Below are 25255 nucleotides of genomic sequence, written 5' to 3'. Positions count from 1 at the left end.
GGCTCAGCCCGGAATACGCCGTATCCTGGCGCCCAGCAGCTGCAGCTTTTCCTCGATGCACTCGTAGCCACGGTCGATGTGGTAGATGCGGTCGACCAGCGTCTCGCCCTCGGCCATCATCGCCGCGATCACCAGCGAGGCCGAGGCCCGCAGGTCGGTGGCCATCACCGGGGCACCGGAGAGGCTCTCGACCCCGGTGACGACGGCGGTATTGCCTTCCAGGGCGATACTCGCCCCCATGCGGTTGAGCTCCTGGACATGCATGAAGCGGTTCTCGAAGATCGTCTCGACCACCCGGGCGGTCCCCTCGGCGACCGCGTTCAGCGCCACGAACTGGGCCTGCATGTCGGTGGGAAAGGCCGGATAGGGGGCGGTGCGCACGTTGACCGCCTTGGGCCGCCGGCCCTGCATGTCCAGGGCGATCCAGCCGTCGCCGGTGGTCACGGTGGCCCCGGCCTCCTCCAGCTTGGCCAGCACCGCCTCGAGGATGTCGGCCCGGGTGTTGCGCACCCGGACCCGGCCCCGGGACAGGGCCGCGGCCACCAGGAAGGTGCCGGTCTCGATGCGGTCGGGCATGACGTCGTGCTCGGCGCCGTGCAGCCGCTCGACGCCCTCGACGACGATGGTGTCGCTGCCATGCCCGCGGATCCTGGCGCCCATCTTGATCAGGCACTCGGCCAGGTCGACCACCTCCGGCTCCCGGGCGGCGTTCTCGAGCACCGTGGTGCCCTCGGCCAGAGCCGCGGCCATCAGCAGGTTCTCGGTGCCGGTGACGGTGACGGTGTCGAAGAAGATGGTGGCGCCCTTGAGCCGCCCGTCGACCCGGGCGCGGATGTAGCCGCCCTCGACGCGGATCTCCGCCCCCATGGTCTCGAGGCCGCGGATATGCAGATCGACCGGGCGCGAGCCGATGGCACAACCGCCGGGCAGGGACACATCGGCATGGCCGAAATGCGCCAGCAGCGGGCCCAGCACCAGGATGGAGGCACGCATCTTCTTGACCAGCTCGTAGGGCGCGTGACAGTCGCTCACCTGGGAGCCGTCGAGCTGGATGCTCATGCGCTCGCCCATCACCGGCTGCACGCCCATGTGGCCGAGCAGCTCGAGGGTGGTGGTGATGTCCTGCAGGTGCGGCAGGTTCCCGATGGTCACCGGCTCGTCGGCCAGCAGGGTGGCGCAGAGAATGGGCAGGGCGGCATTCTTGGCGCCGCTGGCCCAGACCTCGCCGTCGACGGGGCCGTTGCCGGTTATGATCAGCTTGTCCATGATCGCTCGAGCCTCAGGCCCCCTTGTTCTCGGCGGCGGACTGCCACTGCTCGGGGGTGTAGGTGCGGATGGTCACGGCATGCAGGGCGCCGGAGGCGATCTCCTCGGACAGCGCCCCGTAGATCAGCTGCTGGCGCTTGACCCGGGACAGTCCCTCGAACACCTCGCCCACGGCGACCACCTGGAAGTCGCAGCCCTCGCCCTGGATATGAAATTCGCAGCCGTCGAGTCGGCTCTCGAGCAGCGCCTTGACCTCACTGGGATGCATCGAACCCTCGCTTGTGTGTTGGATCGGTGGATACGCCAGCGGCGGCAGGCGCCGCCCGGCGGGATAACGGGAGACGTCATGGTAAAGAAAAGCGGCGCGCTTGGCGACGGGCGCGTGGGAGAGGAGCAAGGGGTAAGGGGCGAGGAACCCCTCGAACCTCGTCCCTCAGGCCTCCACCGCGTCGGCGGGGACCTCCACGGGCAGCAGGGTGTCCAGCCCCGCCACCTGGGTGAGTCGGGCCAGGGGCCGTGACAGGCGCACCACCTCGAGCTCGAGCCCCCGGGCGCGGACCTGGCGGGTCCATTCCAGCAGCACGCTGATCGCCGCGCTGCTGACCCGGTCGACACCGCACAGGTCGAAGGTCACCGGGGTGCCCCCGGGCCGCTCGGCGAGCCAGGCGCGACCGGCCGCGGCCAGGGCCGCCGCCCCGTCGAAGTCCACCTCACCGGTCACCGCCAGGGTGGCCGCGTTCGCCTCGAGACGGTTGTCGCCATTCTCGAGCAGCAGGCTCATCCCTGGCCGCCCTGCTCCAGCTCCTCGACCTCCAGCTCCGGGGCCCAGCCCTGGATCACCGCATCGTAGTCGCGGTTCTGCGCGCGCATGGCCTCGTCGAACTGGTTGCGGAAGGTCAGGCCGAGGTTGATGCCGTTGACGATCACGTTGACCACCTGCCACCGGTCGTCGTCCAGGCGCAGGGTGTAGCTGACGGGATAGACGGTGCCATCCTTGGCGACGACCTCCATGGCCACGCTGGCCTGGTCCTCGTAGCGGCTGGCGTCCTGGTTGTCGAGGACCCGCACCTCGCGGTAGTCGAAGGTCACCAGGCCCTTGGCGTAGGTGTCGATGAGCGTCTGGCGGAAGGTCTCGGCGAAGCGCGAGCGCTGCTCGGGGGTGGCATTGCGGAAGTAGCGCCCCATGACGCTGGCCCCGATATAGCGGAAGTCGGCGATGCCGGCGAGGCTGTCGTCGACGATGGTCTCGAGCTCCTCGGTGTGCTCGGCGAAATAGCTCTCGCGCCCCTCGATGCGCGACATCAACTCGTCGACGCTGTCACGGATCAACTGCTCCGGCGAGGTCGCCCCCTGGGCCAGCGCCGGAAGCGCGGCCAGCATCAGCACCAGGACGAGAAGCCCGGTACGGCACCGGGCGAACGGGGAAGGCAGGGGCATCGTCATCACTCCTCGATCATGTTGGACACGAACTGCTGGATGAGTTCTTCCAGCACCAGGGCCGACTGGGTATCGCGGATGCGGTCCCCGTCGCCCAGCGTTTCGGGGGCCCCGCCGACGGAGAGGCCCACGTACTGCTCGCCGAGCAGCCCCGACGTCAGGATCGCCGCCGTGCTGTCCTCGGGAAGCGCGCCCTCGAGCTCGGCGTCGAGTTTCATGACCACCCGGGCGTCATACCACTCGGTATCGAGCTCGATGGTCTCGACCCGGCCCACGGTGACGCCGGCCATGGTCACCCGGGCCCGCGGCTTGAGGCCGCCGACATTGGCGAAATTGGCCTCCAGCCGGAAGCTGTCACCGGGCGCTTCCAGGCTCAGGCCGCTGACGCGCAGGCCGAGGAATATCAGGCCGAGGATCCCGGCCAGCATGAACAGGCCGACCCCCAGCTCCATCGTCTTGCTGCGTTTCATTCCATGTCTCCAAAAAGTCGCAACGCACCCGACGCCCCCGCCCCGCCGGAGGGACGCGTCGGGGTGGCCTGCCTCGGGCCCTGCCGGCAGGCCGCCATCAGGACAGTTCCCCGAACATCAGCGCGGTCAGCAGGAAATCCAGCCCCAGCACCGCCAGGGAGGCGTAGACCACCGTGCGGGTGGTGGCCCGCGAGATGCCTTCCGAGGTAGGGATCAGCGCATACCCCTGATACACCGCGATCCAGGTCACCACCAGGGCGAACACCAGGCTCTTGATCAGGCCGTTGGCCACGTCATCGAGGAAGTCGACGCTGGCCTGCATGTTGCCCCAGTAGGAGCCCTCGAACACCCCCAGCCACTGCACCCCGACGAGCTGACCGCCCCAGATGCCGATCACGCTGAAGCCGATGGTCAGCAGCGGCAGGGCCACGAAGCCGGCCCACAGCCGGGGCGCCACGACACGCCGCAGGGGGTCGACGCCGATCATCTCCATGCTGGTGAGCTGCTCGGTGGCCTTCATCAGGCCGATCTCGGCGGTCAGGGCCGACCCCGCCCGCCCGGCGAACAGCAGCGCGGCGACCACCGGCGCGAGCTCACGCAACAGCGACAGGGCGACCATCTGGCCCAGGGCATCCTCGGCCCCGAAGTCCACCAGGATGGTGTAACCCTGCAGGGCCAGCACCATGCCGATGAACAGTCCCGAGACCAGGATGATGGCCAGCGACATCACCCCGACGAAGTGCATCTGGCGCAGCCACAGCCGGAGGCCCTCGGCCGAGGGCAGGCCGACGACCGACAGGCCCAGGAAGATCGCGGCCCGGCCGAGGCCCTCGAGCACCTCGCAGCCCAGCCGGCCGAGATGGCGGATGCGCTCGATCATCGCGGCCCTCCCGTGCCCAGCAGGTCGGCATGGAAGTCCACGGCCGGGTAGTGGAAGGGCACCGGACCGTCGGGCTCACCGTGAATGAACTGGCTGACCCGCGGGTCGCGGTTCACGTCGAGGCTCTCCGGGGTGCCATGGGCCATGACCTGGCCGTCGGAGATCACATACACATAGTCGGCGATGGACAGGGTCTCCTTGATGTCGTGGGAAACCACCACCGCGGTCAGCCCCAGGGCGTCGTTGAGGCGCCGGATCAGTTGGACCAGCACGCCCATGGAGATGGGGTCCTGGCCGACGAAGGGCTCGTCGTAGAGGATCAGCTCGGGATCCAGGGCGATGGCACGGGCCAGCGCCACGCGCCGCGCCATCCCCCCGGACAGCTCCGCGGGCATCAGCTCCCGGGCGCCGCGCAGCCCGACCGCCTGGAGCTTCATCAGCACCAGGTCACGGATCATCGCCTCGGGCAGGTCGGTATGCACGCGCAGGGGGAAGGCCACGTTCTCGAAGACATCGAGATCCGAGAACAGGGCCCCGCTCTGGAACAGCATGCCCATGCGCCGACGCAGCCGGAACAGCGCCTTGCGCGACAGGGCGTGCACCTCCTGGCCATCGATGTGCACCCGCCCGGCATCGGGCGTCAACTGGCCGCCGATCAGCTTGAGCAGGGTGGTCTTGCCGGTGCCGCTGGGGCCCATGATCGCCGTGATCTTGCCCTTGGGCACGGCCATGTCGATGCCACGGAAGATCTCCGTCTCTCCGCGGGAGAAGTGCAGGCCCTCCACTTCGACGAGAGGGGAATCGGTCATCCACTAGCCTTCCCTGTAAAATTATCGAACATCGTATCCTAACGGGGTCCCGGGGCGCCAGCGCCGGGGTGTCGCGGCTTGCGCCGGCGGGACGCAACAGGTTCAATGGGCGCCCTTTCAGCCACCGGACGCCCGCCCTCGCCATGCTGGTTCCCTCGCTCACCGTACTCCTCGGCTTCATCGGCCGGCTGTGGAGCCCCGACCGCTTCGTCGGCGCCGCTGCCTGACCACTTGAGACAATCCCCGCAACGGGCAACAATCACCGCCATGACTGACGACACTTCGACTCCCGCCGCCGGCCTTCTCGACAGCGCCGTGCGCACCCTGACCCTGGAACAGCAGGCCATCGCCGCCCTCATCGAGCGGCTGGATGGCGACTTCGAACGGGCGTGCGAGCTGATCCTGGCCTGTCGCGGCCGTGTCGTGGTCACCGGCATGGGCAAGTCCGGACACATCGCCGGCAAGATCGCCGCCACCCTGGCCAGCACCGGTACGCCGGCCTTCTTCGTGCATCCCGGCGAGGCCAGCCATGGCGACCTGGGCATGATCACCCCCGGCGACGTGGTCCTGGCGCTGTCCAATTCCGGCGAGACCGCCGAGGTCACCGCCCTGCTGCCCCTGCTCAAGCGCCTCGGCACGCCCCTGATCAGCATGACCGGCCGCCCCGGCTCGACCCTCGCCCGCCATGCCGACGCCCACCTGGACGCCGGCGTCGAGCGCGAGGCCTGCCCGCTGGACCTGGCGCCCACCTCCTCGACCACCGCCTCCCTGGCGCTGGGCGACGCCCTGGCCGTGGCGCTGCTCGAGTGCCGGGGCTTCACGGCCGAGGACTTCGCCCTCTCCCACCCGGGCGGCAGCCTCGGCAAGCGGCTGCTGCTCAGGGTCGCGGACCTGATGCACCAGGGCAGCCGCCTGCCCCGGGTGGCACTCGGCAGCCCGCTGCGCGATGCGCTGCTGGAGATCACCCGCCAGGGCCTGGGCTTCACCTGCGTGGTCGACGACGACGGCCGGCTGGCCGGCGTCTACACCGACGGCGACCTGCGCCGCACCCTCGACCAGCACAGCGACCTCACCGGGCTTCGGGTGGATGCGGTGATGACCGTGCCCGGCAAGCGGGTGGCCCCCGACATGCTGGCCGCCGAGGCGGTACGCATCATGGATGACAACCGCATCACGGCCCTGGCCGTGGTGGACAACGAGGGACGCCCGGTCGGCGCCCTGCACATGCACGACCTGCTCGCCAGTGGCGTGATCTGACCCCAAGGAGCTCCCATGACCCTCGATGCCCCCCTGATGGACCCCGGTCTCGTCGACCGCCTGCGTCGTATCCGCCTGCTGGCCATGGACGTGGACGGCGTGCTGACCGATGGCCGCCTCTACTTCCAGTCCGACGGCGGCGAGACCAAGGCCTTCCATACCTTGGACGGCCATGGGATCAAGCTGCTGCACCGCGCCGGCATCGAGGTGGCCCTGATCACCGGGCGTGACTCGCCCATGGTCAGCCGCCGCGCCGCCGCCCTGGGCATCCAGCACCTCTACCAGGGCATCGAGAAGAAGCTGCCGACGCTGCGCCAGCTGTGCACCCGACTGGGCATCGGCCTCGAGCAGGTGGCCTACTGCGGCGACGACATGCCCGACGTGGCCGCCATCCGCCAGGCCGGCGTCGGCATCAGCGTGCCCGGCGCGCCGAGCTATATCCGCCAGCACGCCGACTGGGTGACCGAGCGCGAGGGCGGCCACGGCGCGGTGCGCGAGATCTGCGACACCCTGCTGCAGGCCCAGGGACACTGGGACGCCGTACTCGACACCTACCTGCACGGCAAGGCCTGACGCCATGCGCCTGCCGCGCCCCGGGTTCCGGACCTGGCTGTTGCTGGTGCTGCTCGCCCTGGGCGGCGGCCTGGCGCTGCTCGACCAGCGCGAGGCCTCGCGCCCGGGCGCGGTGCCCCGGGATGCCGCCGGCGAGCCGGACTACTTCCTCGAGGACGCGCGCCTGACCCGCTTCGATGCCCAGGGCCGTCCCCACCAGCGCCTCGAGACCCCGCGCCTGGTGCACACCCCCGACGATGACGTCACCCGCCTCGAGACGCCCGACGTCCGACTGCGCGACGACAGCGGGCGACGCTGGCTGGCCACCGCCGCCCGCGGGCGCCTGGGCGCCGGCGGCAACCCCCTGCTGCTGGAGGGGGACGCCCGGCTCACGGCCCCCCGGGAGCGCTGGCACCTGGAAACCGAGGCCCTTCACTACGACGCCGATACCGGGCATGCCTGGAGCGAGACACCGGCCCTGCTCCGCCAGCCCCCGCAGCGGATGCGGGGCGAGCGGTTCGATGCCTGGATCCATGACAATCGTGCCCGGCTGGCCGACAATGTGCGCGGCCATCACCCGCCGACCACCCCAGAGGACCCCGAGCCATGATGCGACCGCCCCCCGCGACCCTGCTGGCCCTGAGCCTCGCCGCCCTGTCCCTGGCCGCCGGCCCGGCGCTGGCGCTGGAGGGCGATGCCAGCGCCCCCATCCAGGTCGAGGCCGATCGTCTCGACCTGGACGATCGCGCCGGCACGGCCGTCTATCGCGGCGACGTGACGATCACCCAGGGCAGCATGCAACTGACCGGCGAGCGCGTCGAGATCCAGCGCAATGCGGCCGGTCGGCTGACCCGGGCCACCGCCACCGGGGAGCGGGCCTACCTCGAGCAGAAGCCCGCCCCCGACGAGCCGCTGGTGCGCGGCTGGGGACGTACCGTGGTCTACCATGTGGCCGAGCGCCGCATCGAGCTGATCGACCAGGCCGAGCTGCACCAGGGGGGTGACACCTTCGACGGGGGCTACCTGGAGTACTTCCTCGACCGCCGCGTGGTCCAGGCCCGTTCCGCGGCCGAGGGGGTCGACGAGCGCCAGCGGGTCCGCATGACCCTGGAGCCGGAGCAGCAGGACGCCCCATGAAGACCCTCAGCGCCCGCCACCTCGCCAAGAGCTACAAGCGTCGCCGTGTCGTGCACGACATCAGCCTGGAGATCGAGCAGGGACGCATCGTCGGCCTGCTCGGCCCCAACGGCGCCGGCAAGACCACCTCCTTCTACATGATCGTCGGCCTGGTGCGGGCCGATGCGGGCTCGGTGGCCATCGACGACCGGGACCTCTCCGGCACCGCCATGCACGAGCGCGCCCGGGCCGGCATCGGCTACCTGCCCCAGGAGGCCTCGATCTTCCGCAAGCTCTCCGTGGCCGACAACATCATGGCCATCCTCGAGACCCGCCGGGACCTCGACCGCGCCGGCCGCCAGGCCCGCCTGGAGCAGCTGCTGGAGGACTTCCACGTCACCCATATCCGCGACAACCCGGGCATGAGCCTGTCCGGCGGCGAGCGTCGGCGAGTCGAGATCGCCCGCGCCCTGGCCACCGAACCTGACTTCATCCTGCTCGACGAGCCCTTCGCCGGGGTCGACCCGATCTCGGTGGGCGAGATCAAGGGCATCATTCGCCAGCTCAAGGCCCGCGAGATCGGCGTGCTGATCACCGATCACAACGTGCGCGAGACCCTCGACATCTGCGACGGGGCCTACATCGTCGGCGACGGCCAGATCATCGCCGAGGGCGATGCCGAGGCAATCCTCGCCAACCAGAAGGTCCGCGACGTCTATCTGGGCCAGGACTTCCGCCTGTGAGCCGACCCTTATTGGTAAGTTACTGATATAATGTCGCCAAGCGACGACAGGCACGCTGTTTGCCATTGGCACGCTAATTGCTAGCCTCGGGGCTTGCATGCCTCCCTCCGGCGCACTAGGGTGGTGGCTTCATCGCCAGTCGAATGGATCCCCCCATGGCCATGAAGGCTTCCCTGCAACTCCGCGTCGGCACCCAGCTGACCATGACCCCCCAGCTGCAGCAGGCCATCGCCCTGCTGCAGCTCTCCACCCTGGACCTGCGCCAGGAGATCCAGCAGGCCCTGGAGGCCAACCCGATGCTGGAAATGGAGGATGAGTTCGGCGAACAGGCCGTCAGCGAGGCCGCGGACGACGACTGGGCCAGCGAGATCCCCGACGAGCTGGCCGTGGACAGCGACTGGGCCGACACCTTCCAGGACGCCGGCCTGGGCAGTGGCGGCGAGGCCCCGGACTTCGAACGCCAGGCCGCCGGCCAGAGCCTGCAGGGCCACCTGACCTGGCAGCTGGCCATGAGCGGCCTGGGCGAGCGGGAGACGCACATCGCCGAGAGCCTGATCGACGCCGTGAACGGCGATGGCTACCTGGAGCAGTCCCTCGACGAGCTGCGCGAGGGGCTGCGCCCCCAGGGCCTGGAGGGGCTCGCCACCCGCGAGGTCGAGGGCGTGCTGCTGCGCCTTCAGCAGTTCGAGCCCACCGGGGTCTTCGCCCGGGACCTGCGCGAGTGCCTGCTGCTGCAGCTCGCCGCCCTGCCCCAGGACACCCCCCTGCTCCCCCAGGCCCGGCGGCTGGTCCGCCAGTTCCTCGAGGCCCTGGCCGGCAACGACCGGCGCCTGCTCAAGCGCCGGCTGGGGCTGGAAGATGCCGTGCTCGACGAGGTGATCGCGCTGATACGCGGCCTCGATCCGCGCCCGGGCAGTGCCTTCGCCGCCGGCGACAGCGACTACGTGATCCCCGACCTGATCGCCCGCCCCAGCGAGCAGGGCTGGCGGATCGAGCTCAACCCGGAGGCGCTGCCGCGGCTGCGTATCCAGCCCGACTATGCGGCACTGATCAAGCGTGCCGACAAGAGCCAGGACAACCAGTTCCTCAAGGACCACCTCCAGGAGGCGCGCTGGCTGCTCAAGAGCCTGACCAGCCGCAACGACACCCTGCTGCGCGTCGGTCGCGAGGTCATGGCCCGCCAGCTGGACTTCCTGGAACGCGGCGAGGAGGCCATGAGGCCGCTGATCCTCGCCGATATCGCCCAGGCCGTGGAGATGCACGAGTCGACCATCTCCCGGGTCACCACCCAGAAGTTCATCCACACCCCGCGGGGCGTGTTCGAGCTCAAGTACTTCTTCTCCAGCCAGGTGGGCGGTGGTGACGAGGCCCATTCCAGCACCGCGATCCGCGCCCGCATCCGCAAGCTGATCCAGGAGGAGCCGCCGCGCAAGCCGCTGTCGGACAGCAAGCTCGTCGACCTGCTCGCCGAGGAAGGCATCGAGGTGGCCAGGCGCACCGTGGCCAAGTACCGCGAGGCCATGCACATCCCCTCGTCGAGCCAGCGCAAGCGCCTCGCCTGATGCCGTCCGGCGGCGCCGTCGACAGCGTGGAAGGGCCCCTGGCACGGGGGGTTTGCACGGCACCAAAAAGGGTTACAATCGAGGCACCACCCAAGGAGCAAGGAGCGTGTCATGCAAGTCAATCTCACCGGCCACCACGTGGAACTGACCGACCCCCTGCGTGACTATGTGCAGGAAAAGCTCACGCGCCTGGAACGCCACTACGACAACATCACGACCGTGCAGGTCACGCTCTCCGTCGAGAAGGAACGCCAGCAGGCCGCTTGCACCCTGCATGCCGCCGGTGCCGATCTTCATGCCGAAGCCATGGACGGTGACATGTACGCCGCCATCGATGCCCTCGCCGACAAGCTGGATCGCCAGCTGGTCAAGCACAAGGAAAAGACCCAGGCTCGCGCTCAGGGCGCCGCCGGCGTCCGTTGAGCCGCCCCATGTCACTGGAAACCATCCTGCCCCCCGAGCGCACGCTCTTCGCGGTGCCGGGGGGAAGCAAGAAGCGGGTCCTGGAATTCTTCAGCACCTTCATCGCCCAGAACACCCCGAGCCTCGACAGCCAGGAGGTCTTCAGCCGGCTGATCGGCCGCGAGCGCCTCGGCAGCACCGGCATCGGCCACGGGGTGGCCATCCCGCATGCCCGCAACCCCCACTGCAAGGCACCCATCGCCGGCTTCCTCCGGCTCGCCGAGCCGGTGGACTTCGACGCCGTGGACGGTGATCCCGTCGACCTGGTGTTCGTGCTGCTGGTGCCCGAGGAGGCGGACGATGCCCACCTCGCCCTGCTCGGCCAGGTGGCCGGGGTGATGAACGACGCCGAAACCCGCAGCGCCCTGCGCCACGCCGAGAGCCAGCAGGAGCTCCACGACCGCCTCACCGAGGCCATCCGACGACAGACACCGGCCGACGGCAACGGCTAGCCGGCCCGGGCCGGCCGGCCCCGACCAGGAGATCCCCCATGCAGCTCGTGATCATCAGCGGCCGCTCCGGCTCGGGCAAGTCGATCGCACTGCAGGCCCTGGAGGACCTCGGCTACTACGCCATCGACAATCTTCCGGCCATGCTGCTCGGCCCCCTGGTGGACGAGCTGCGCAGCGGCCAGTCGCTGCGCAGCTCCATCGCCGTGAGCATCGATGCCCGCAACCTGCCCCACGCCCTGGAACGCTTCCCTGCCCTGCTCGAGGACGTGCGGGCCCGCAACATCCACTGCCAGGTGGTCTACCTGACCACCGATGCCCGTATCCTGCTGGAGCGCTACTCGGCGACCCGTCGCCGCCACCCCCTGACCCGGGACAGCCAGATGACCCTGGCGGAGGCGATCGACTGCGAGGAGGCCGCCCTGGCGGAGATCCGCGACCTCGCCGACCTGGTGATCGACACCTCGCGTCTCTCGGTGCACGACCTCCGGGGCCGCATCACCGACCAGGTGGCCGGTCATCGCCGCGAGGGGCTGACCCTCACCGTGGAGTCCTTCGGCTTCAAGCGGGGCGTGCCCCTGGATGCCGATATCGTCTTCGATGCCCGCTGCCTGCCGAACCCCTACTGGGATCCCCAGCTGCGTGACGCCACCGGCCGCGATGACAGCGTGATCGCCTTCCTCGACAGCTACCCGATGGTCGCCGAGATGGCCGCCGATATCCTGGCCTGGGTCGAGCGCTGGCTGCCCCGTTACCAGGCCAGCCAGCGTAGCTATCTCACCGTCGCCATCGGCTGCACCGGCGGCCAGCACCGCTCGGTGTACCTCGCCGAAGGGCTGGCCCATCGCCTGGCCGCGGCCTCCCCCGGGGTCCGACTCCGCCATCGAGAGCTCGGCCTGCAGCGCAACCTGCCCGCCCCCGATACCGACGAGGACCGCTGAGACGTGCCAAGACGCAAGCTCACCCTGACCAACAAGCGCGGCCTGCACGCCCGCGCGGCCACCCGCCTGGTACAGTGCTGCCAGCCCTATGCCTCGCGGGTCACCGTCTACCATGGGGAGCAGCAGGCCGACGCGGCCAATATCATGGCACTGTTGATGCTGGCCGCGCCCTGCGGCACCGAGCTCACCCTGGAAGCCGAGGGCGAGGATGGCGAGGCGGTCCTGGATGCCCTCGAGGCGCTCTTCCACGCCCGCTTCGACGAGGACGTTTGAAAGCTGGAAGCTGGAAGCTGGAAGCTGGAAGCTGGAAGCTGGAAGCTGGAAGCTGGAAGCTGGAAGCTGGAAGCTGGAAGCTGGAAGCTGGAAGCTGGAAGCTGGAAGCTGGAAGGCAGCCTGAATTCGCCACCCGAGGCGTCAAGCGTTTTCTTCCAGCTTCAAGCTTATGGCTTATCGCTCCGGGCGAAGCCCGGTTTAGCCGCCGGCCACCGTCATCTCGTCGATCAGCCAGCTGCCGGAGTGGATGCTGCCGCGGGTGTCGATGTCGTCACCGACGCCGACCAGCCCCTTGAACATCGCCTCCAGGTTGCCGGCGATGGTGAACTCCTCCACCGGGTGCTGGATCTCGCCGTCCTCGACCCAGAAGCCCGCCGCCCCCCGCGAATAGTCGCCGGTGACGCCGTTGACCCCCTGGCCCATCAGCTCGGTGACCAGTACCCCACGCCCCATGCGCGCGAGCAGGGCGTCCCGGGAGGCGAGCGGCGCGTCGAGGCGCAGGTTGCGGGCCCCGCCGGCATTGCCGGTGGTCGCCATGCCCAGGCGCCGGGCGCTGTAGGCGGAGAGCATGTAGCTGGCCAGCCGGCCACGCTCGATGAAGACGTTGTCGCGGGTCTGGACGCCGTCGTTGTCGAAGGGGCTGCTGGCCATGGCGCCGACCTCCATGGGTCGCTCGTACAGCGAGAACCAGTCCGGGAAGAGGGTCTCGCCGAGCCGCTCGCAGAGGAAGGAGGACTGGCGGTACAGGGCCCCGCCGGCGATCGCCCCCATCAGGTGGCCGACCAGGCCCGCGGCCAGGGTCGGATCGAAGAGCACCGGCAGGCGACCGGTGGCCGGGCGCCGCGCCCCCAGCCGCCGCAGGGTCCGCCGCGCCGCACTCTCGCCCACCGCCTCCGGGGCGAGCAGGTCGCGGGGGTCACGCGCGCTGGTGTAGTCGTAGTCGCGCTGCATGCCCCCCTCGTCCTCGGCGATCAGCATGCAGGACAGCGAATGACGACTGCCGCGCTGGCTGCCCAGGAAGCCGTGGCTGTTGGCGTAGACCCGCACGCCCTCGCCGCTGGAGAGCCCGGCGCCGTCGGAACTCTTGATCCCCGCCATGCCGCGACCGGCGCCCTCGCAGGCCAGGGCCAGGTCGATGGCCTGCTCGGTGGTCAGCGGCCAGGGATGGTGGACGTCGAGGTCCGGCAGGTGGCGGGCCATCAGCGCCGCATCGGCCAGCCCCGCGGCCGGATCCTCGCCGGTGTGGCGGGCGATGGCCAGGGCCTTCTCCACCACGTCGCGGATCGAGGCCTCACCGGCATCCGTGGACGAGGCACTGCCCTTGCGTTGCCCCACATAGACGGTCACCGCGATGCCCTGGTCCCGGGACAGCTCGACGGTCTCCACCTCGCCCTCGCGCACGTTGACGCCGACCCCCTGGTCGACGCTGGCCCCCACCTCGCAGGCGTCGGCGCCCAGCCGGCGTGCCAGCGCCAGGGCCGCCTCGGCGCGGGTTTCCAGCAGCGACTGCTGGGCGGCGGCATCGAAAGCCTGTGTCATGGTCTCTCTCCTTAACTCGACCGGCCCGCGGGCCGATGCTCCAGAATATGGCATTCGTCCAGCCCGCCGCGACGGGCTGGTATACTGGACCGATGCCCCACGCCCCGAATCTTCACGACCCAGGACGCCGCATGACCCAGGATGATCTCTCTCCGGCCGACGAACGGCCCAGCAAGTCCCAGCTCAAGCGCGAGATGCACGCGCTGCAGTCCCTCGGCGAACGGCTGATCGCCATGAGCGCGGCCGAGCGGGCCCGCTTTCCCCTCTCCGACGACCTGCTCGCGGCCATCGAGGAGACCGGGCGGATTCGCGCCCGGGAAGCCCGCCGACGCCATATGCAGTACGTCGGCAAGCTGATGCGCCGCGAGGACCTCACCGGCATCCAGGCGGTGTTCGACGAGATCGACCAGGAGCAGCTGCGCCGCGACCATGCCTTCCACCGCCTGGAGAAGTGGCGCGACCGGCTGGTCGACGAGGGCGACGACGCCGTCGAGGCCTTCATCGCCGAGTTCCCCGACGTCGACCGCCAGGCGCTGCGCCAGCTGATCCGCAACGCCCGCCGCGAGCGCGACCAGGGCAAGCCGCCCACCAACGCCCGCCGGCTGTTCCGGCTGATCCGCGACACCGCCAGTCTCTGAACCTCGTCTCCTGTCTTCCCATGGCTCGAGAAGCCAGCGAGCGAAGACGAGGCCAGGCGGCGGCGAACGAGCCAGCGGAGTTTAGTCACTTCTAAATGAGCATGGCGAGTTCGCCGCCAACGCCGCCTCGTCGAGCGCAGCGGCTTCCCCTCAGGATTGCGTTCCGCCCACGGTCAGCTCGTCCAGCTTCAGGGTGGGCTGGCCCACGCCCACCGGCACGCCCTGGCCTTCCTTGCCGCACACGCCGATCCCGGTATCCAGTTCCAGGTCGTGGCCGATCATCGAGACCCGCCCCATGGCCTCGGGACCGTTGCCGATCAGGGTCGCGCCCTTCACCGGCGCGGTGATCCGGCCGTCCTCGATCAGGTAGGCCTCGCTCGCCGAGAACACGAACTTGCCCGAGGTGATATCCACCTGGCCGCCGCCGAAGCTGACCGCATAGAGCCCCCGCGAGACGCTCTTGATGATGTCGGCGGGGTCGTCCTGGCCGGCTCGCATGTAGGTGTTGGTCATGCGCGGCATGGGCAGGTGGGCGAAGGACTCGCGACGGGCGTTGCCGGTGGGCGCCATGCCCATCAGCCGGGCGTTGAGCTTGTCCTGCATGTAGCCGGTGAGGATGCCGTCCTCGATCAGGGTCGTGCTCTGCCCCGGCGTGCCCTCGTCGTCGACGGTCATCGAGCCGCGTCGGTCGGCCAGGGTCGCGTCGTCGACCACGGTGACACCGGGAGCGGCCACGCGCTGGCCCATGCGGCCGGCGAAGGCCGAACTGCCTTTGCGGTTGAAGTCCCCTTCCAGGCCGTGGCCGACGGCCTCGTGGAGCAGGATGCCCGGCCAGCCGGCGCCCAGCACCACCGGCATCTGGCCGGCCGGGGCGTCCACGGCATCGAGGTTGACCAGGGCCTGGCGCACCGCCTCCCGGGCATAGCGCTCGGCGACGTTCTCGTCGCGCAGGCGCGCCATGGGATAGCGGCCGCCGCCACCGGCGCTGCCGCGTTCCCGGCGGCCGTCGCGCACCGCGATGACGCTGACATTGAGGCGCACCAGCGGGCGGATGTCCGCGGCCAGGGTGCCGTCACTGGCGCGTACCAGCACCACCTCGTGGACCCCGGTGAGAGAGGCGCTGACCTGGCTCACCGCCGGGTCCGCCGAACGGGCCACCCGATCGGCCAGCTTGAGCATGGCGATCTTGTCGTCGGCGGACAGCCCCGACAGCGGGTCGATGCCGGCATAGCGGCCCGCCGGCGCGGCCAGCACCCGGGGGGCCGCCGCCAGCCGGGCGCCGCTCCTGACGATACCGGCGGCGGTGCGCCCGGTCTCGGCCAGCGCATCGGCGGTGATCTGGTTGGAATAGGCGAAGCCGGTCTTCTCGCCGGCCATGGCCCGCACCCCGACGCCGCCGTCGATGTTGTAGCTGGCCTCCTTGACCTCGCCGTCCTCCAGCACCCAGCCCTCGTGCCAGCTGCGCTGGAAGTAGAGATCGGCGTAGTCGATGCCGGGCCCCAGGGCATGGCCGAGGCCGGCCTCCATGGCCGCGAGGTCGAGCCCACCGGGGGCGAGCAGCACCTCGGCGGCCGGGTCGAGCAGGGAGTGGGTCTGTGATGTCATTCGGCACTTTCCAGAGAGATGCGCGGCGAGGTCCAGGGCCCCCGCACGCGATAGTGAATTCGGGTCACGCGGTCGATGGCCTCGCCGAAGATCTTGTCGGCGATGAACAGCGCGCCGCCCACCACGGGGGCGCCGGCGATCACCGCCGCCAGTGGCAGGTTGTTGCTCACCGGGACTGTGACGCCGAGCCGCTGGTCGAGTTCCCGACGGGCCAGGTCGACACTGCCCTCCAGGGTGAAGGTGGTCGCCGGCCCGTCGATGGTCACCGGGCCACGGGTCTCCAGCACGCCACCATACAGGGTCGCCGCGCCGCTGACACGATCGAAGGCCGTGCCCCGGCCGGAGATGTCGGAAAAGTCCAGGGTCAGCCGGCGCAGCAGGTTGTCGACGTTGAGCAGGCCGACCACCCGGGCGGAGGGTGACTCGAGGTTGACGAAGCGGCCGTCGCGCAGCTCGACCTCGAGGCTGCCCCGCGACCGGGCCAGGGCGAACTGCCAGGGGGCGCCGGGCCAGGCCAGCTGGCTGTCGACCCGGGTCTCCTCGCTGCGCACCGCCACCGGCTGGCCCAGCACCTCCAGGGCCGAGCCCAGGTCGCGGCCGTCCAGCGACAGCCGTGCCCGGGTCAGGCTGGCCGCGGGGCCGGTGGCCTCCCAGGTCAGGTTGCCGTGGGCCGCGATCTCCCCCAGGGTCAGGCCCACCGGGTCCACCACCAGTTGCTCGGGGGTGGCCCGCCAGTAGGCGGTAACGGGGCCGAGGCGCCGGGCCCGCCAGTGGATGTCGGCCACCCGCAGGCGCCCCGACGGCAGCTCCCCGAGCCACGCCGGCATGGGCGCCGGCTCCGTCGCCGCCTCCAGCTCGTCGAAGAGTTCGCCGCTGCCCCCGGCCTCGCCGGGCAGCCAGCCGTCCAGCGACAGGCTGCTCAACGACACGTCCAGCGGCATGGCCTGGCCCTTGCGATAGGCGACCCGGCCGGCCAGCAGGGTGCCGTCGAGGGCCAGGTCCCAGCCCCCGGACACGGGCCGGCCATCGATGATCAGCGAGCCGAGACAGCGCTCCCGGACGCTCAGGCAGTCGGTGTCCAGGGTCACCCGCGACAGCCCCTGGCCGCCGCCCGGCGCCCCGAGGTCACCGGCCAGGGGCGAGAGCCGCCGCGCCCAGTCGCCGGGCGCCAGCCGCGGCAGGTAGGCCTGCACCGACCAGCCGGGCTCGGCCGGCCAGGTCGAGGGCCCGCCCCCGCCCAGCCACACCTGGCCCTGGCCGCCGCCCTGGTCCCGCCAGCGCAGTCCGAGTTGTGCGCCAAGACGGCCGGACACGCGCAGCGTCTCGGCCAGCTCCACGGACAGCCGCAGCGGCCGGATCTCGTCGGCCGCCTTGCCGAGGGGGGCCGGCAGGTCGATGGCGGTGCCCTGAAGGGTACTCTCCAGGGCCAGGCCGGGCGGCCCCTCGCCGATCGACAGGCGTCCCTGCCAGGGCAGCCGCCCCGAGACGATCTGCTTCGCCCCGGCCGGCGCGCCCAGGTCGAGCAGCGCCTCGACGGCGGCGGTCCCGGACATCGCGACGCCCTCCCCGCCGGTGTCGATATCGGCCTCCAGGGGCCCGCCCAGCAGGCGCCCGGCGAGCCGTCCCTCCAGGGTCCCGGTCTCGCCCCGCTGGTGCCAGGCCAGGGGGCCCGCCAGGGACTCGATGACCAGGCCGGTGGGCGCATGCACCAGCCGCGGCAGCGTCGCCTCGCCGCTGATATCCAGCGACAGGGCCTCGGGGTCGGCCAGCGGCAGGGTCAGGTCGAGGCGTCCGGCCACCCGGCCGTCGCCCTGCCAGTCGGCGGCCAGCGCGGTGCCATCGACGGGCATGGTGGCGAGATAGCGGGTCAATGCCGGGACGTCGGCGGTCAGGGGGGCGTCGACCTCGAGGGTCTCGTCGGCCATCCGCACCACGGCGTCCCGGGCCTCGACCCCGAGGCTCTCGGCGCGCGCCACCCGGGCGGTGAGTCGCTGCCCCTCGAGCTCGAGGCGACCCTCGACGCCGTCCACGGCCGGCCAGCCGGGGGCGAAGGGCAGGTGTCCGTCGCGGACCTCGAGCGCCAGGCGCAGCGTCGGGTCGATCGGCGCGGCCTCGCTGCGGGACTCGCGGGACACGGGCACATGCAGGCGCAGTGCGCCCGCCGGCACCCGGCCGGCCAGGCCCCCGGCGAGCCAGTCGGCGAGGTCGGCGTCGACCCGCTCGCGCAGCAGCGCCATGGGCAGCCAGTCGGTCAGGGACCGCGACACGGCGTCCACGTCCCGGAAGTCCAGCTGCAGGCCGAAGCCGCCGCGTCCGGGAGCGCCGATGGATAGGCCGAAGCCCCCCTCGACCTCGGCGCCCTGCCAGCCGACCGCCAGCTGGCGGCCGCTGACGAAGCTGCGGGGCCCGTCATACACCCAGTCGACCCGGCCGCTGGCGTGGTCGAGGGCCAGCGGCGCGGTGAAGATCTCGGGGAACACCAGCTCGGCATCGCCGCTGTCGACGAAGCGCACCCGCCCGCGGCTGCCGTCGGCCTCGAGCCAGATATCCAGGGGCCCGCCCCCCGGGGCCTGCTGCCAGGGGGCGACGGCGACGTCGGTGGCGCTGACCCGGGCCCGCCACTGGTCGTCGCGCCAGCCGAGGCCCAGCGCCGAGATCCGCCCCCGGGGGGCCAGGCTGGCGATGACCCGCGACAGCCCCTCGGGCAATGGCAGCCGCTCCCGCCAGGCGGCCAGCGCCCCCAGGTCGAAGGCGCTGGCATTGAGCCACCAGCCGTCCGGCCGGCTCTGCAAGTGCCAGTAGCGAGGCACGGGGGGGCCGGCCGCCGGGTCGACGCCGACGGTGGCATTGCGGGCGTCGCCCTCGAACCAGGCCTGCCAGCCCTCGCCGGCCTCGTCACGCAGCCACTGGCCCTTGAGCATCGCCTCCTCGAGCACGATCCCGCTCTCGGGGGCGCCGTCGGGCGGCGGCGTCTGCTGGTTGAGGGCCAGCCGCGAGGCCTCGATATCCAGGCGGACATCGGCGAGGCGACCGCGGGTCCAGCGCCCCCAGAGCCGCGCCTCGCCCTCCGCCGCGTCGACACTCAGCAGGTCCTCGTAGCCCAGCCGCTCGGACAGCCCGATCAGGCTCGCAAGCGGCATGTCGGCCTGCAGGGCGGCGCCGAAGTCGTCCAGCCCCCGCTCTCCCGGCACCACCTCCATCACCACCTGGAAGGCCTGACCCGGCCGGTCGCGGCGGTGCACCTCGCCTTCCAGGTGGGCGCTGCGCGCGTCGCCGACCATCAGCAGGCGCGGCGCCTCGAATACCGCCTCGCCCTTGCGGCCGTGCAGCACCACCCGGACCTCCTCGGCCCAGGCACGCTGGCGCAGCAGCACGCCGACCCAGAAGTCCAGGCGCGACAGGTTGAACTCGGTCTCGGGAATCAGTTCGGGGGGCAGTTCGGCGGGGGCCGGCCACTGCCAGCTCCGGTCCGCGGCCTGGTAGAGGTGCAGGGTGAGCCCGGTGAGCCGCGCATCCGCCACCACCGGCATGCCCTGGCGCAGGCTCGCCGCGGTGTCCAGGCGCAGGCGCGCGGTGTCTATCTCCAGCAGCGGCACGTCGCCCAGCCCCGGCCGGGCCGTGATCTCCAGGTCGGCCATCTCGAGCCGGGGATCGAGGCCGGCCATGCCGCCCTCGATGCCGCCCAGGGAGACCGCCGCCTCGAAGCGGCTGGCGAGCAGCGCCTCGAGACGCGGCGTCAGCCGATCGGCCTGGCCGAGCAGCAGCTGCACCAGGATCACCAGCATCGCCGCCAGCGTCAGTAGCAGGGCCAGCAGCGTCAGTGACCAGCGGATGACCAGACGGGTCGGCGACATGGCTCACATCAGCACGATGTCGTACTGCTCCTGGGAATAGTGGGACTCCACCTGGAAGCGGATGGTCTTGCCGATGAATTCCTCCAGGTCCGCCACGGCCGCCGATTCCTCGTCGAGCAGCCGGTCGACCACCGACTGCGAGGCCAGCACCGTATAGGTCTCGGCGCTGTAGGCCCGTTCCTCGCGCAGGATCTCGCGGAAGATCTCGTAGCACACCGACTCGGGGGTCTTGAGCGTGCCGCGGCCATGGCAGGAGGGACAGGCCTCGCAGAGCGTCTGCTCCAGGCTCTCCCGGGTGCGCTTGCGGGTCACCTGGACCAGGCCGAGCTCGGTGACGCCGGTGCACTTGGTCTTGGCGTGGTCGCGCTCCAGCGACTTCTCCAGCACCCGCAGCACCTGGCGCTGGTGCTCCGGGTCCTCCATGTCGATGAAGTCGATGATGATGATGCCGCCCAGATTGCGCAGCCGCAGCTGACGGGCGATGGCGGTGGCGGCCTCGAGGTTGGTCTTGAAGATCGTCTCCTCGAGGTTGCGGTGTCCCACATAGCCGCCGGTGTTGACGTCGATGGTGGTCATCGCCTCGGTGGGATCGATGACCAGGTAGCCCCCCGACTTGAGCTGCACCTTGCGGCCCAGCGCCTTCTGGATCTCGTCCTCGACGCTGAACAGGTCGAAGATCGGGCGCTCGCCGGCGTAGTGCTCGATGCGCTCCACCGCCGCGGGCATGAACTCCTCGGCGAACTCCAGCAGCTTGACGTGGTTCTCCCGGGAGTCGATGCGCACCTTCTCGATATCGTCGCGCATCACGTCGCGCAGGGTGCGCATGAACAGCGGCAGGTCATCGTAGATGGCGCTGGGGGCCGAGGCGGTGACCTTGCGCTCGCTGACCTTGCGCCACAGCCGCAGCAGGAAGTGCATGTCGCCGGCGAGCTCCTCGAGGCTGACCCCCTCGGCGGCGGTCCGCACGATGAAGCCCCCGGTGACCTCGAGGCTCTGTTCCCCGGTGGCCGCCTCGACCAGCGCCCGCAGCCGCTCTCGCTCGCCGTCGTCCTCGATGCGCTGGGAAACGCCATGGTGGGGCGAGTCGGGCATGTAGACCAGGTAACGGGACGGCACCGAGAGGTGGGTGGTCAGCCGGGCGCCCTTGGAGCCGATGGGGTCCTTGGTGACCTGGACCACCAGGGCCTGACCCTCGTGGAGCAGCTGAGCGATGGAGACCTGCTCGTCGGCGGGGGTGCCCGGCGGCATCACCTCATGGGCATGGATGAAGGCGGCGCGGTCGAGGCCGATATCGACGAAGGCAGCCTGCATGCCCGGCAGGACGCGCACGACCCGGCCCTTGTAGATGTTGCCGACGATGCCCCGGCGGCGAGCGCGCTCGATGAAGGCCTCCTGCAGCACGCCGTTCTCCACCACGGCGACGCGGGTCTCCATCGGCGTCAGGTTGATGAGTACTTCACCGCTCATGCGGAAATCCTTGTCCAGAGGAAACTCGGGCCATTATGACATAGCCGGCGCCGGCCGCGACCGGTTCCACAGGGGCACGCCCTGGCGCGACAGCAGCGCGGCCGTCTCGAACAGCGGCAGCCCCACCACCGCCGAGTGACTGCCCTCCAGGCGCGCGACGAACACCGCGCCCCGCCCCTGGATGGCATAGCCGCCGGCCTTGTCGGCGGGCTCGCCGGTGGCCCAGTAGGCGGCGATCTCCTCCTCGGCGATCTCACGCATCGTCACCCGCGTGACCACGCGGGTCGAGAGCAGCCCTGCCGGGCCGGTCACCGCCACGGCGGTCAGCACCTCGTGGCTACGGCCCGACAGCGCGCGCAGCATGGCGGCGGCGTGCTCATGGTCCCGGGGCTTGCCGAGGATCGTCTCGTCGCACACCACGGCGGTGTCGGCGCCCAGGGTCGGCAAGGCACCCAGGGCGGCGCCCGCCCGGGCCTTCTCCTCGGCCAGGCGCAGCACGTAGGCCTCGGCGGCCTCGCCGGGCCGCGGCCTCTCGTCGATGTCCACCGGGCGCACCTCGACGGGCACGTCGATGGATGCCAGCAGCTCGCGTCGCCTCGGCGAGGCCGAGGCCAGACAGATCAGCGGGGAAGCGGCGGGCATGGCGTCTCCGGGGTCAATCGCCGGCGGGACGGCGACGGAAGGCCCGGAACAGCGTGGTCAGCCAGGGCCAAAGCACCGCCCCGATCAGCGAGGGCAAGAGGAAGGAAAGGTGGATCGAGAAGGGCCCGAGCAGGGTCCGCAGCCATTGCTCGACGAGCTGTACCGTGCCCAGCAGCACCAGGATCAGCACCGCCTGCTGGAGCAGGGAATAGGCCCGGAAGCGGGGATAGACCAGGGCACAGAGGAAGGCCAGCAGGGACAGCAGCAAGGCGTTCTGGCCGAGCGGCGCCCCTTCGATCAGGTCGAGCAGGATCCCCAGCACGAAGCCATGGAAGACCCCCACCCGCTGCGGCGCCTTCATGCACCAGTAGATCAGCATCAGCCCCAGCCAGTCGGGCCGCCAGATCTGCCAGCCGTCGGCCAGGGGCATCACCTGCAGGCACAGCGCCAACAGTAGCGTCAACCAGATCCACGGCAGGCTGGCGGAAGACGGGGCGGCCATCAGGGCTCCTCCTCGAGGGGACCGGCGGCCTCCAGCGCGGCGCGGATGGCGACGGGATCGAGCCGTACGGTCCAGCCGCCCCGCCCGGGGGCCTCGGGGGGCTCCGGGGGAAACAGCAGCAGGAAGTGGCGCGAGCGCTGCAGCTGGGCCACGGGGCGTGCGTCGACCCGGGCGAAGGGCTCGCCGGGATCGTGTACTACCTGGGTGACCCGGGCGACCGGGTAGCCGGGCGGGAAACGCCCCGCCAGCCCCGAGGTCACCAGCAGGTCCCCCTCGCGGATATCGGCGGTGTCGGGGACATGCAGCACGCTCAGGGCCTCGTACCGGCCGGTACCCTGGATGATGAAGCGCAGGCCGTTGCGATTGACCTGGATCGGCAGCGCATGGCTGGCATCGGCCACCAGCAGCACCCGGCTGGAATAGGCCGACACGGCCGTGACCTGCCCCACCAGCCCCGCGGCATCCATGACCGGCTGACCGACGAAGACGCCGTCGCGGCGACCGCGATCGATCACCATGCGATGGCTGAAGGGGTCAGGGTCCAGCGACAGCAGCTCGGCGGTGAAGAAGGGGATATCATCCTCCCGGGTGGCGTCCAGCAGCTCGCGCAGGCGGACGTTCTCGGCGGTGAGGCTGGCCATGCGCTGCACCCGGTGGGACAGGGTCAGGATCTGCTCCCGCAGGCGCCGATTCTCCTCCACCAGCGCCCGCTGGTCGGACAGCGCCAGGGCGGCCCAGTTGAGCACGTCGCTGGGCAGGCTGACGGCCCACTGGATCGGCGCCACCAGGGTGGAGAGCTGGGCCCGCACGGGCTCCATGCGAGAGAAGCGCAGATCGACGAACATCAGTGCAGCGGCGAGGATCGCACACAGCAGCATGCGATAGCCCGGCACCGATCCGTGCGAGAACAGCGGCTTGATAGCGTTCTCCCCCTATCTCGTTCCGGCGCTCGAGGCCTGGCCGAGACGCCTGACAGCACAGCACCTCACGGGGCACCGCCCGCAATCACAGAGTTCCGAGTTCTCCAGGGGAGCGCTGATTCATGTCGCGAGCGACGAGAGACGGGGACGCCTGGTCTGGTCGCCGCCGGAGCGCAGCGCCCGCCGTGTCGCCTGCTACATGAGGCGGCGACCGGGCCGGCGCTCCGGCACCGCCGGCGGCCAGGATGGCCAGGTTCGTTCGCGACGAACCTGCGCACTTCCTTATTCCCTATGGGTCGTCGAGCGCAGCCATGAATCAGGATTTCCCTAGTCGCTGGAGAGCAGCTCGAAGGTATGCTGATCGATCATCTCGAGCGCCTTGCCGCCGCCGCGAGCCACGCAGGTCAGCGGGTCCTCGGCGACCACCACGGGCAGGCCGGTCTCCTCGGCGATCAGCTTGTCCAGGTCGCGCAGCAGGGCCCCGCCGCCGGTCAGCACCAGGCCGCGCTCGGCGATGTCGGAGGCCAGCTCGGGCGGCGACTGCTCCAGGGCACTCTTCACCGCGGCGACGATGGAGCCCAGGGTCTCCTGCAGGGCATCGAGGATCTCGTGGGAATTCAGGGTGAAACTGCGCGGGATGCCCTCGGCGAGGTTGCGGCCACGCACGTCGATCTCGCGCAGCTCGCCGCCGGGGTAGGCACAGCCGATCTCTTCCTTGATGCGCTCGGCGGTGGACTCGCCGATCAGGCTGCCGTAATGGCGGCGCACGTAGGCGATGATGGCCTCGTCGAAGCGGTCGCCGCCGACGCGGATGGACTCCGAGTAGACCACGCCGTTGAGCGAAATGATGGCGATCTCGCTGGTACCGCCGCCGATGTCGACGACCATGGACCCCTGGGCCTCCTCGACCGGCAGCCCGGCACCGATGGCCGCCGCCATGGGCTCCTCGATCAGGAAGACTTCGCGGGCGCCGGCGCCCTCGGCCGACTCCTTGATGGCCCGTCGCTCCACCTGGGTCGACATGCAGGGTACGCACACCAGGACCCGCGGGCTCGGCGTCAGGAAGGTGCTCTGATGGACCTTGCGGATGAAGTACTGGAGCATCTGCTCGGTAACGGTGAAGTCGGCGATGACGCCGTCCTTCATCGGCCGGATGGCGGTGATGTTGCCGGGCGTGCGTCCCAGCATGCGCTTGGCGTCGACGCCCACGGCAGCCACGCTACGCATGTTGCCGGACTGGCGGATCGCCACGACCGACGGCTCGTCGAGCACGATGCCGCGCCCGCGGACGTAGATCAGCGTATTGGCGGTCCCCAGGTCGATCGACAGATCGCTGGAGAACAGCCCCCTCAAACGTTTGAACATGAAGTCGTTACCTAGTGCAGACCGGGAACCCTGTGCGGGGGCAAACGGTATCACTGCACCCCCCGAGCGGCAAGCGAAACGCCCCGCGGCCGGATGCGACGGACCTGCCAGCGCGGGCGCGAATGTGGTACCTTTTGCGGTCTTTTCCCCACCCCTTCGAGGACACCCGATCATGGCGCTTGAACACGCAGACGTTCTCAGGGCCGCCCACCTGGCCCGACTCGGCCTGGACGAGAGTGAGGCCGCCCACTACCTCGACGACCTGGGGCGCATCCTGGAGATGGTCGACCAGTTGCAGGGGCTCGACACCGAGGGCGTCGCCCCGCTGGCCCACCCGCTCGACGCCACCCAGCGCCTGCGCGCCGACGAGGTCACCGAGACCGACCAGCGCGAGACCTTCCAGCGCTGCGCGCCGGCGGTGGAAAACGGTCTCTACCTGGTGCCACGGGTCGTCGAATGACCCCCTCGTCCCCCAACGTCAACGGCAAGTCTTCACGGAGCCACGG

General features: G+C 70.5%; 27 protein-coding genes. 12 read left to right on the top strand and 15 right to left on the bottom strand.

Annotated elements, in window-relative coordinates; all coding sequences use genetic code 11:
• Positions 1 to 3 precede the first annotated feature (3 nt).
• The 7 genes from murA to OCT48_RS05810 all read right to left on the bottom strand — a co-directional run bounded on the left by murA (position 4) and on the right by OCT48_RS05810 (position 4862).
• A complete protein-coding gene (gene murA / locus OCT48_RS05840; RefSeq protein WP_263591773.1) occupies positions 4 to 1266 on the bottom strand; it encodes a UDP-N-acetylglucosamine 1-carboxyvinyltransferase in 1263 nt (420 codons plus the stop codon).
• A 13-nt stretch (positions 1267 to 1279) separates the two neighbouring features.
• Positions 1280 to 1534 (bottom strand): BolA family protein, encoded by a 255-nt coding sequence (locus OCT48_RS05835; RefSeq protein ID WP_263591772.1) that lies wholly within the window; start codon positions 1532 to 1534, stop codon positions 1280 to 1282.
• A 165-nt stretch (positions 1535 to 1699) separates the two neighbouring features.
• Complete coding sequence (locus tag OCT48_RS05830; RefSeq protein ID WP_263591771.1) at positions 1700 to 2047, bottom strand: lipid asymmetry maintenance protein MlaB; 348 nt, start codon at positions 2045 to 2047, stop codon at positions 1700 to 1702.
• Positions 2044 to 2703, bottom strand: coding sequence for a phospholipid-binding protein MlaC (locus OCT48_RS05825; RefSeq protein ID WP_412031027.1), 660 nt, complete (start codon positions 2701 to 2703; stop codon positions 2044 to 2046). The genes OCT48_RS05830 and OCT48_RS05825 overlap by 4 nt, the downstream gene beginning before the upstream one ends.
• 5 nt (positions 2704 to 2708) lie before the next feature.
• Positions 2709 to 3173 (bottom strand): outer membrane lipid asymmetry maintenance protein MlaD, encoded by a 465-nt coding sequence (gene mlaD, locus OCT48_RS05820; protein WP_263591769.1) that lies wholly within the window; start codon positions 3171 to 3173, stop codon positions 2709 to 2711.
• A gap of 97 nt (positions 3174 to 3270) precedes the next feature.
• Positions 3271 to 4053 (bottom strand): lipid asymmetry maintenance ABC transporter permease subunit MlaE, encoded by a 783-nt coding sequence (mlaE, locus tag OCT48_RS05815; protein WP_263591768.1) that lies wholly within the window; start codon positions 4051 to 4053, stop codon positions 3271 to 3273.
• The gene (locus OCT48_RS05810; protein WP_263591767.1) at positions 4050 to 4862 is read right to left on the bottom strand and encodes an ATP-binding cassette domain-containing protein; all 813 of its coding nucleotides are present in this window, start codon (positions 4860 to 4862) and stop codon (positions 4050 to 4052) included. The genes mlaE and OCT48_RS05810 overlap by 4 nt, the downstream gene beginning before the upstream one ends.
• Positions 4863 to 5129: 267 nt before the next feature.
• On the opposite strand from OCT48_RS05810, the gene OCT48_RS05805 reads away from it, so the two are divergent.
• The 10 genes from OCT48_RS05805 to OCT48_RS05760 all read left to right on the top strand — a co-directional run bounded on the left by OCT48_RS05805 (position 5130) and on the right by OCT48_RS05760 (position 12217).
• On the top strand, positions 5130 to 6119 hold the full coding sequence (locus OCT48_RS05805; RefSeq protein WP_263591766.1) for a KpsF/GutQ family sugar-phosphate isomerase: 990 nt from the start codon (positions 5130 to 5132) through the stop codon (positions 6117 to 6119).
• A gap of 15 nt (positions 6120 to 6134) precedes the next feature.
• Positions 6135 to 6692: a KdsC family phosphatase gene (locus tag OCT48_RS05800; RefSeq protein ID WP_126481594.1), complete on the top strand. Its 558-nt coding sequence runs from the start codon at positions 6135 to 6137 to the stop codon at positions 6690 to 6692.
• A 4-nt stretch (positions 6693 to 6696) separates the two neighbouring features.
• Positions 6697 to 7281, top strand: a complete 585-nt coding sequence (lptC, locus tag OCT48_RS05795; RefSeq protein WP_263591765.1) for an LPS export ABC transporter periplasmic protein LptC — start codon at positions 6697 to 6699, stop codon at positions 7279 to 7281.
• Complete coding sequence (lptA, locus tag OCT48_RS05790) at positions 7278 to 7808, top strand: lipopolysaccharide transport periplasmic protein LptA (protein ID WP_263591764.1); 531 nt, start codon at positions 7278 to 7280, stop codon at positions 7806 to 7808. Before lptC ends, lptA begins: the two co-directional genes overlap by 4 nt.
• Positions 7805 to 8530 (top strand): LPS export ABC transporter ATP-binding protein, encoded by a 726-nt coding sequence (gene lptB / locus OCT48_RS05785; RefSeq protein WP_126481600.1) that lies wholly within the window; start codon positions 7805 to 7807, stop codon positions 8528 to 8530. Before lptA ends, lptB begins: the two co-directional genes overlap by 4 nt.
• 155 nt (positions 8531 to 8685) lie before the next feature.
• Positions 8686 to 10092, top strand: coding sequence for an RNA polymerase factor sigma-54 (locus tag OCT48_RS05780; RefSeq protein WP_263591763.1), 1407 nt, complete (start codon positions 8686 to 8688; stop codon positions 10090 to 10092).
• A gap of 111 nt (positions 10093 to 10203) precedes the next feature.
• A complete protein-coding gene (gene hpf / locus OCT48_RS05775) occupies positions 10204 to 10515 on the top strand; it encodes a ribosome hibernation-promoting factor, HPF/YfiA family (protein ID WP_126481604.1) in 312 nt (103 codons plus the stop codon).
• Positions 10516 to 10523: 8 nt separating this feature from the next.
• On the top strand, positions 10524 to 11006 hold the full coding sequence (gene ptsN / locus OCT48_RS05770; protein ID WP_263591762.1) for a PTS IIA-like nitrogen regulatory protein PtsN: 483 nt from the start codon (positions 10524 to 10526) through the stop codon (positions 11004 to 11006).
• A gap of 38 nt (positions 11007 to 11044) precedes the next feature.
• Positions 11045 to 11944 (top strand): RNase adapter RapZ, encoded by a 900-nt coding sequence (gene rapZ / locus OCT48_RS05765; RefSeq protein WP_263591761.1) that lies wholly within the window; start codon positions 11045 to 11047, stop codon positions 11942 to 11944.
• A gap of 3 nt (positions 11945 to 11947) precedes the next feature.
• Complete coding sequence (locus OCT48_RS05760; protein ID WP_263591760.1) at positions 11948 to 12217, top strand: HPr family phosphocarrier protein; 270 nt, start codon at positions 11948 to 11950, stop codon at positions 12215 to 12217.
• Between the two features lie 198 nt (positions 12218 to 12415).
• Here OCT48_RS05760 and pmbA read toward each other — a convergent pair whose 3' ends face one another.
• Positions 12416 to 13756: a metalloprotease PmbA gene (pmbA, locus tag OCT48_RS05755; RefSeq protein WP_263591759.1), complete on the bottom strand. Its 1341-nt coding sequence runs from the start codon at positions 13754 to 13756 to the stop codon at positions 12416 to 12418.
• 131 nt (positions 13757 to 13887) lie between these two features.
• On the opposite strand from pmbA, the gene yjgA reads away from it, so the two are divergent.
• On the top strand, positions 13888 to 14394 hold the full coding sequence (gene yjgA / locus OCT48_RS05750) for a ribosome biogenesis factor YjgA (protein WP_263591758.1): 507 nt from the start codon (positions 13888 to 13890) through the stop codon (positions 14392 to 14394).
• 150 nt (positions 14395 to 14544) lie between these two features.
• Here the strand turns inward: yjgA and tldD are convergent, their stop codons facing one another.
• The 7 genes from tldD to OCT48_RS05715 form a co-directional block, all read right to left on the bottom strand.
• Entirely contained in the window at positions 14545 to 15999 is a 1455-nt protein-coding gene (tldD, locus tag OCT48_RS05745; protein ID WP_263591757.1) for a metalloprotease TldD, read from the bottom strand.
• Entirely contained in the window at positions 15996 to 19853 is a 3858-nt protein-coding gene (locus OCT48_RS05740) for a YhdP family protein (protein WP_263591756.1), read from the bottom strand. The genes tldD and OCT48_RS05740 overlap by 4 nt, the downstream gene beginning before the upstream one ends.
• Before the next feature lie 3 nt (positions 19854 to 19856).
• Positions 19857 to 21320 (bottom strand): ribonuclease G, encoded by a 1464-nt coding sequence (gene rng, locus OCT48_RS05735; RefSeq protein WP_263591755.1) that lies wholly within the window; start codon positions 21318 to 21320, stop codon positions 19857 to 19859.
• Positions 21321 to 21353: 33 nt separating this feature from the next.
• The gene (locus OCT48_RS05730) at positions 21354 to 21962 is read right to left on the bottom strand and encodes a Maf family protein (protein ID WP_263591754.1); all 609 of its coding nucleotides are present in this window, start codon (positions 21960 to 21962) and stop codon (positions 21354 to 21356) included.
• 13 nt (positions 21963 to 21975) lie between these two features.
• Positions 21976 to 22464, bottom strand: a complete 489-nt coding sequence (gene mreD / locus OCT48_RS05725; protein WP_263591753.1) for a rod shape-determining protein MreD — start codon at positions 22462 to 22464, stop codon at positions 21976 to 21978.
• Entirely contained in the window at positions 22464 to 23342 is an 879-nt protein-coding gene (mreC, locus tag OCT48_RS05720; protein ID WP_263591752.1) for a rod shape-determining protein MreC, read from the bottom strand. Before mreC ends, mreD begins: the two co-directional genes overlap by 1 nt.
• Positions 23343 to 23711: 369 nt before the next feature.
• Complete coding sequence (locus OCT48_RS05715) at positions 23712 to 24749, bottom strand: rod shape-determining protein (protein WP_263591751.1); 1038 nt, start codon at positions 24747 to 24749, stop codon at positions 23712 to 23714.
• Positions 24750 to 24921: 172 nt separating this feature from the next.
• Between OCT48_RS05715 and gatC the strand changes: the two genes are divergently transcribed.
• Entirely contained in the window at positions 24922 to 25209 is a 288-nt protein-coding gene (gatC, locus tag OCT48_RS05710; RefSeq protein ID WP_183384014.1) for an Asp-tRNA(Asn)/Glu-tRNA(Gln) amidotransferase subunit GatC, read from the top strand.
• Positions 25210 to 25255 lie beyond the last annotated feature (46 nt).

This window comes from Halomonas sp. M4R1S46 (assembly GCF_025725685.1).
In the GTDB taxonomy this organism is placed as follows: Bacteria; Pseudomonadota; Gammaproteobacteria; order Pseudomonadales; family Halomonadaceae; genus Halomonas.
Note: the sequence above shows the minus strand (reverse complement) of the source record. Positions and strands in the feature narration are given on the sequence as shown.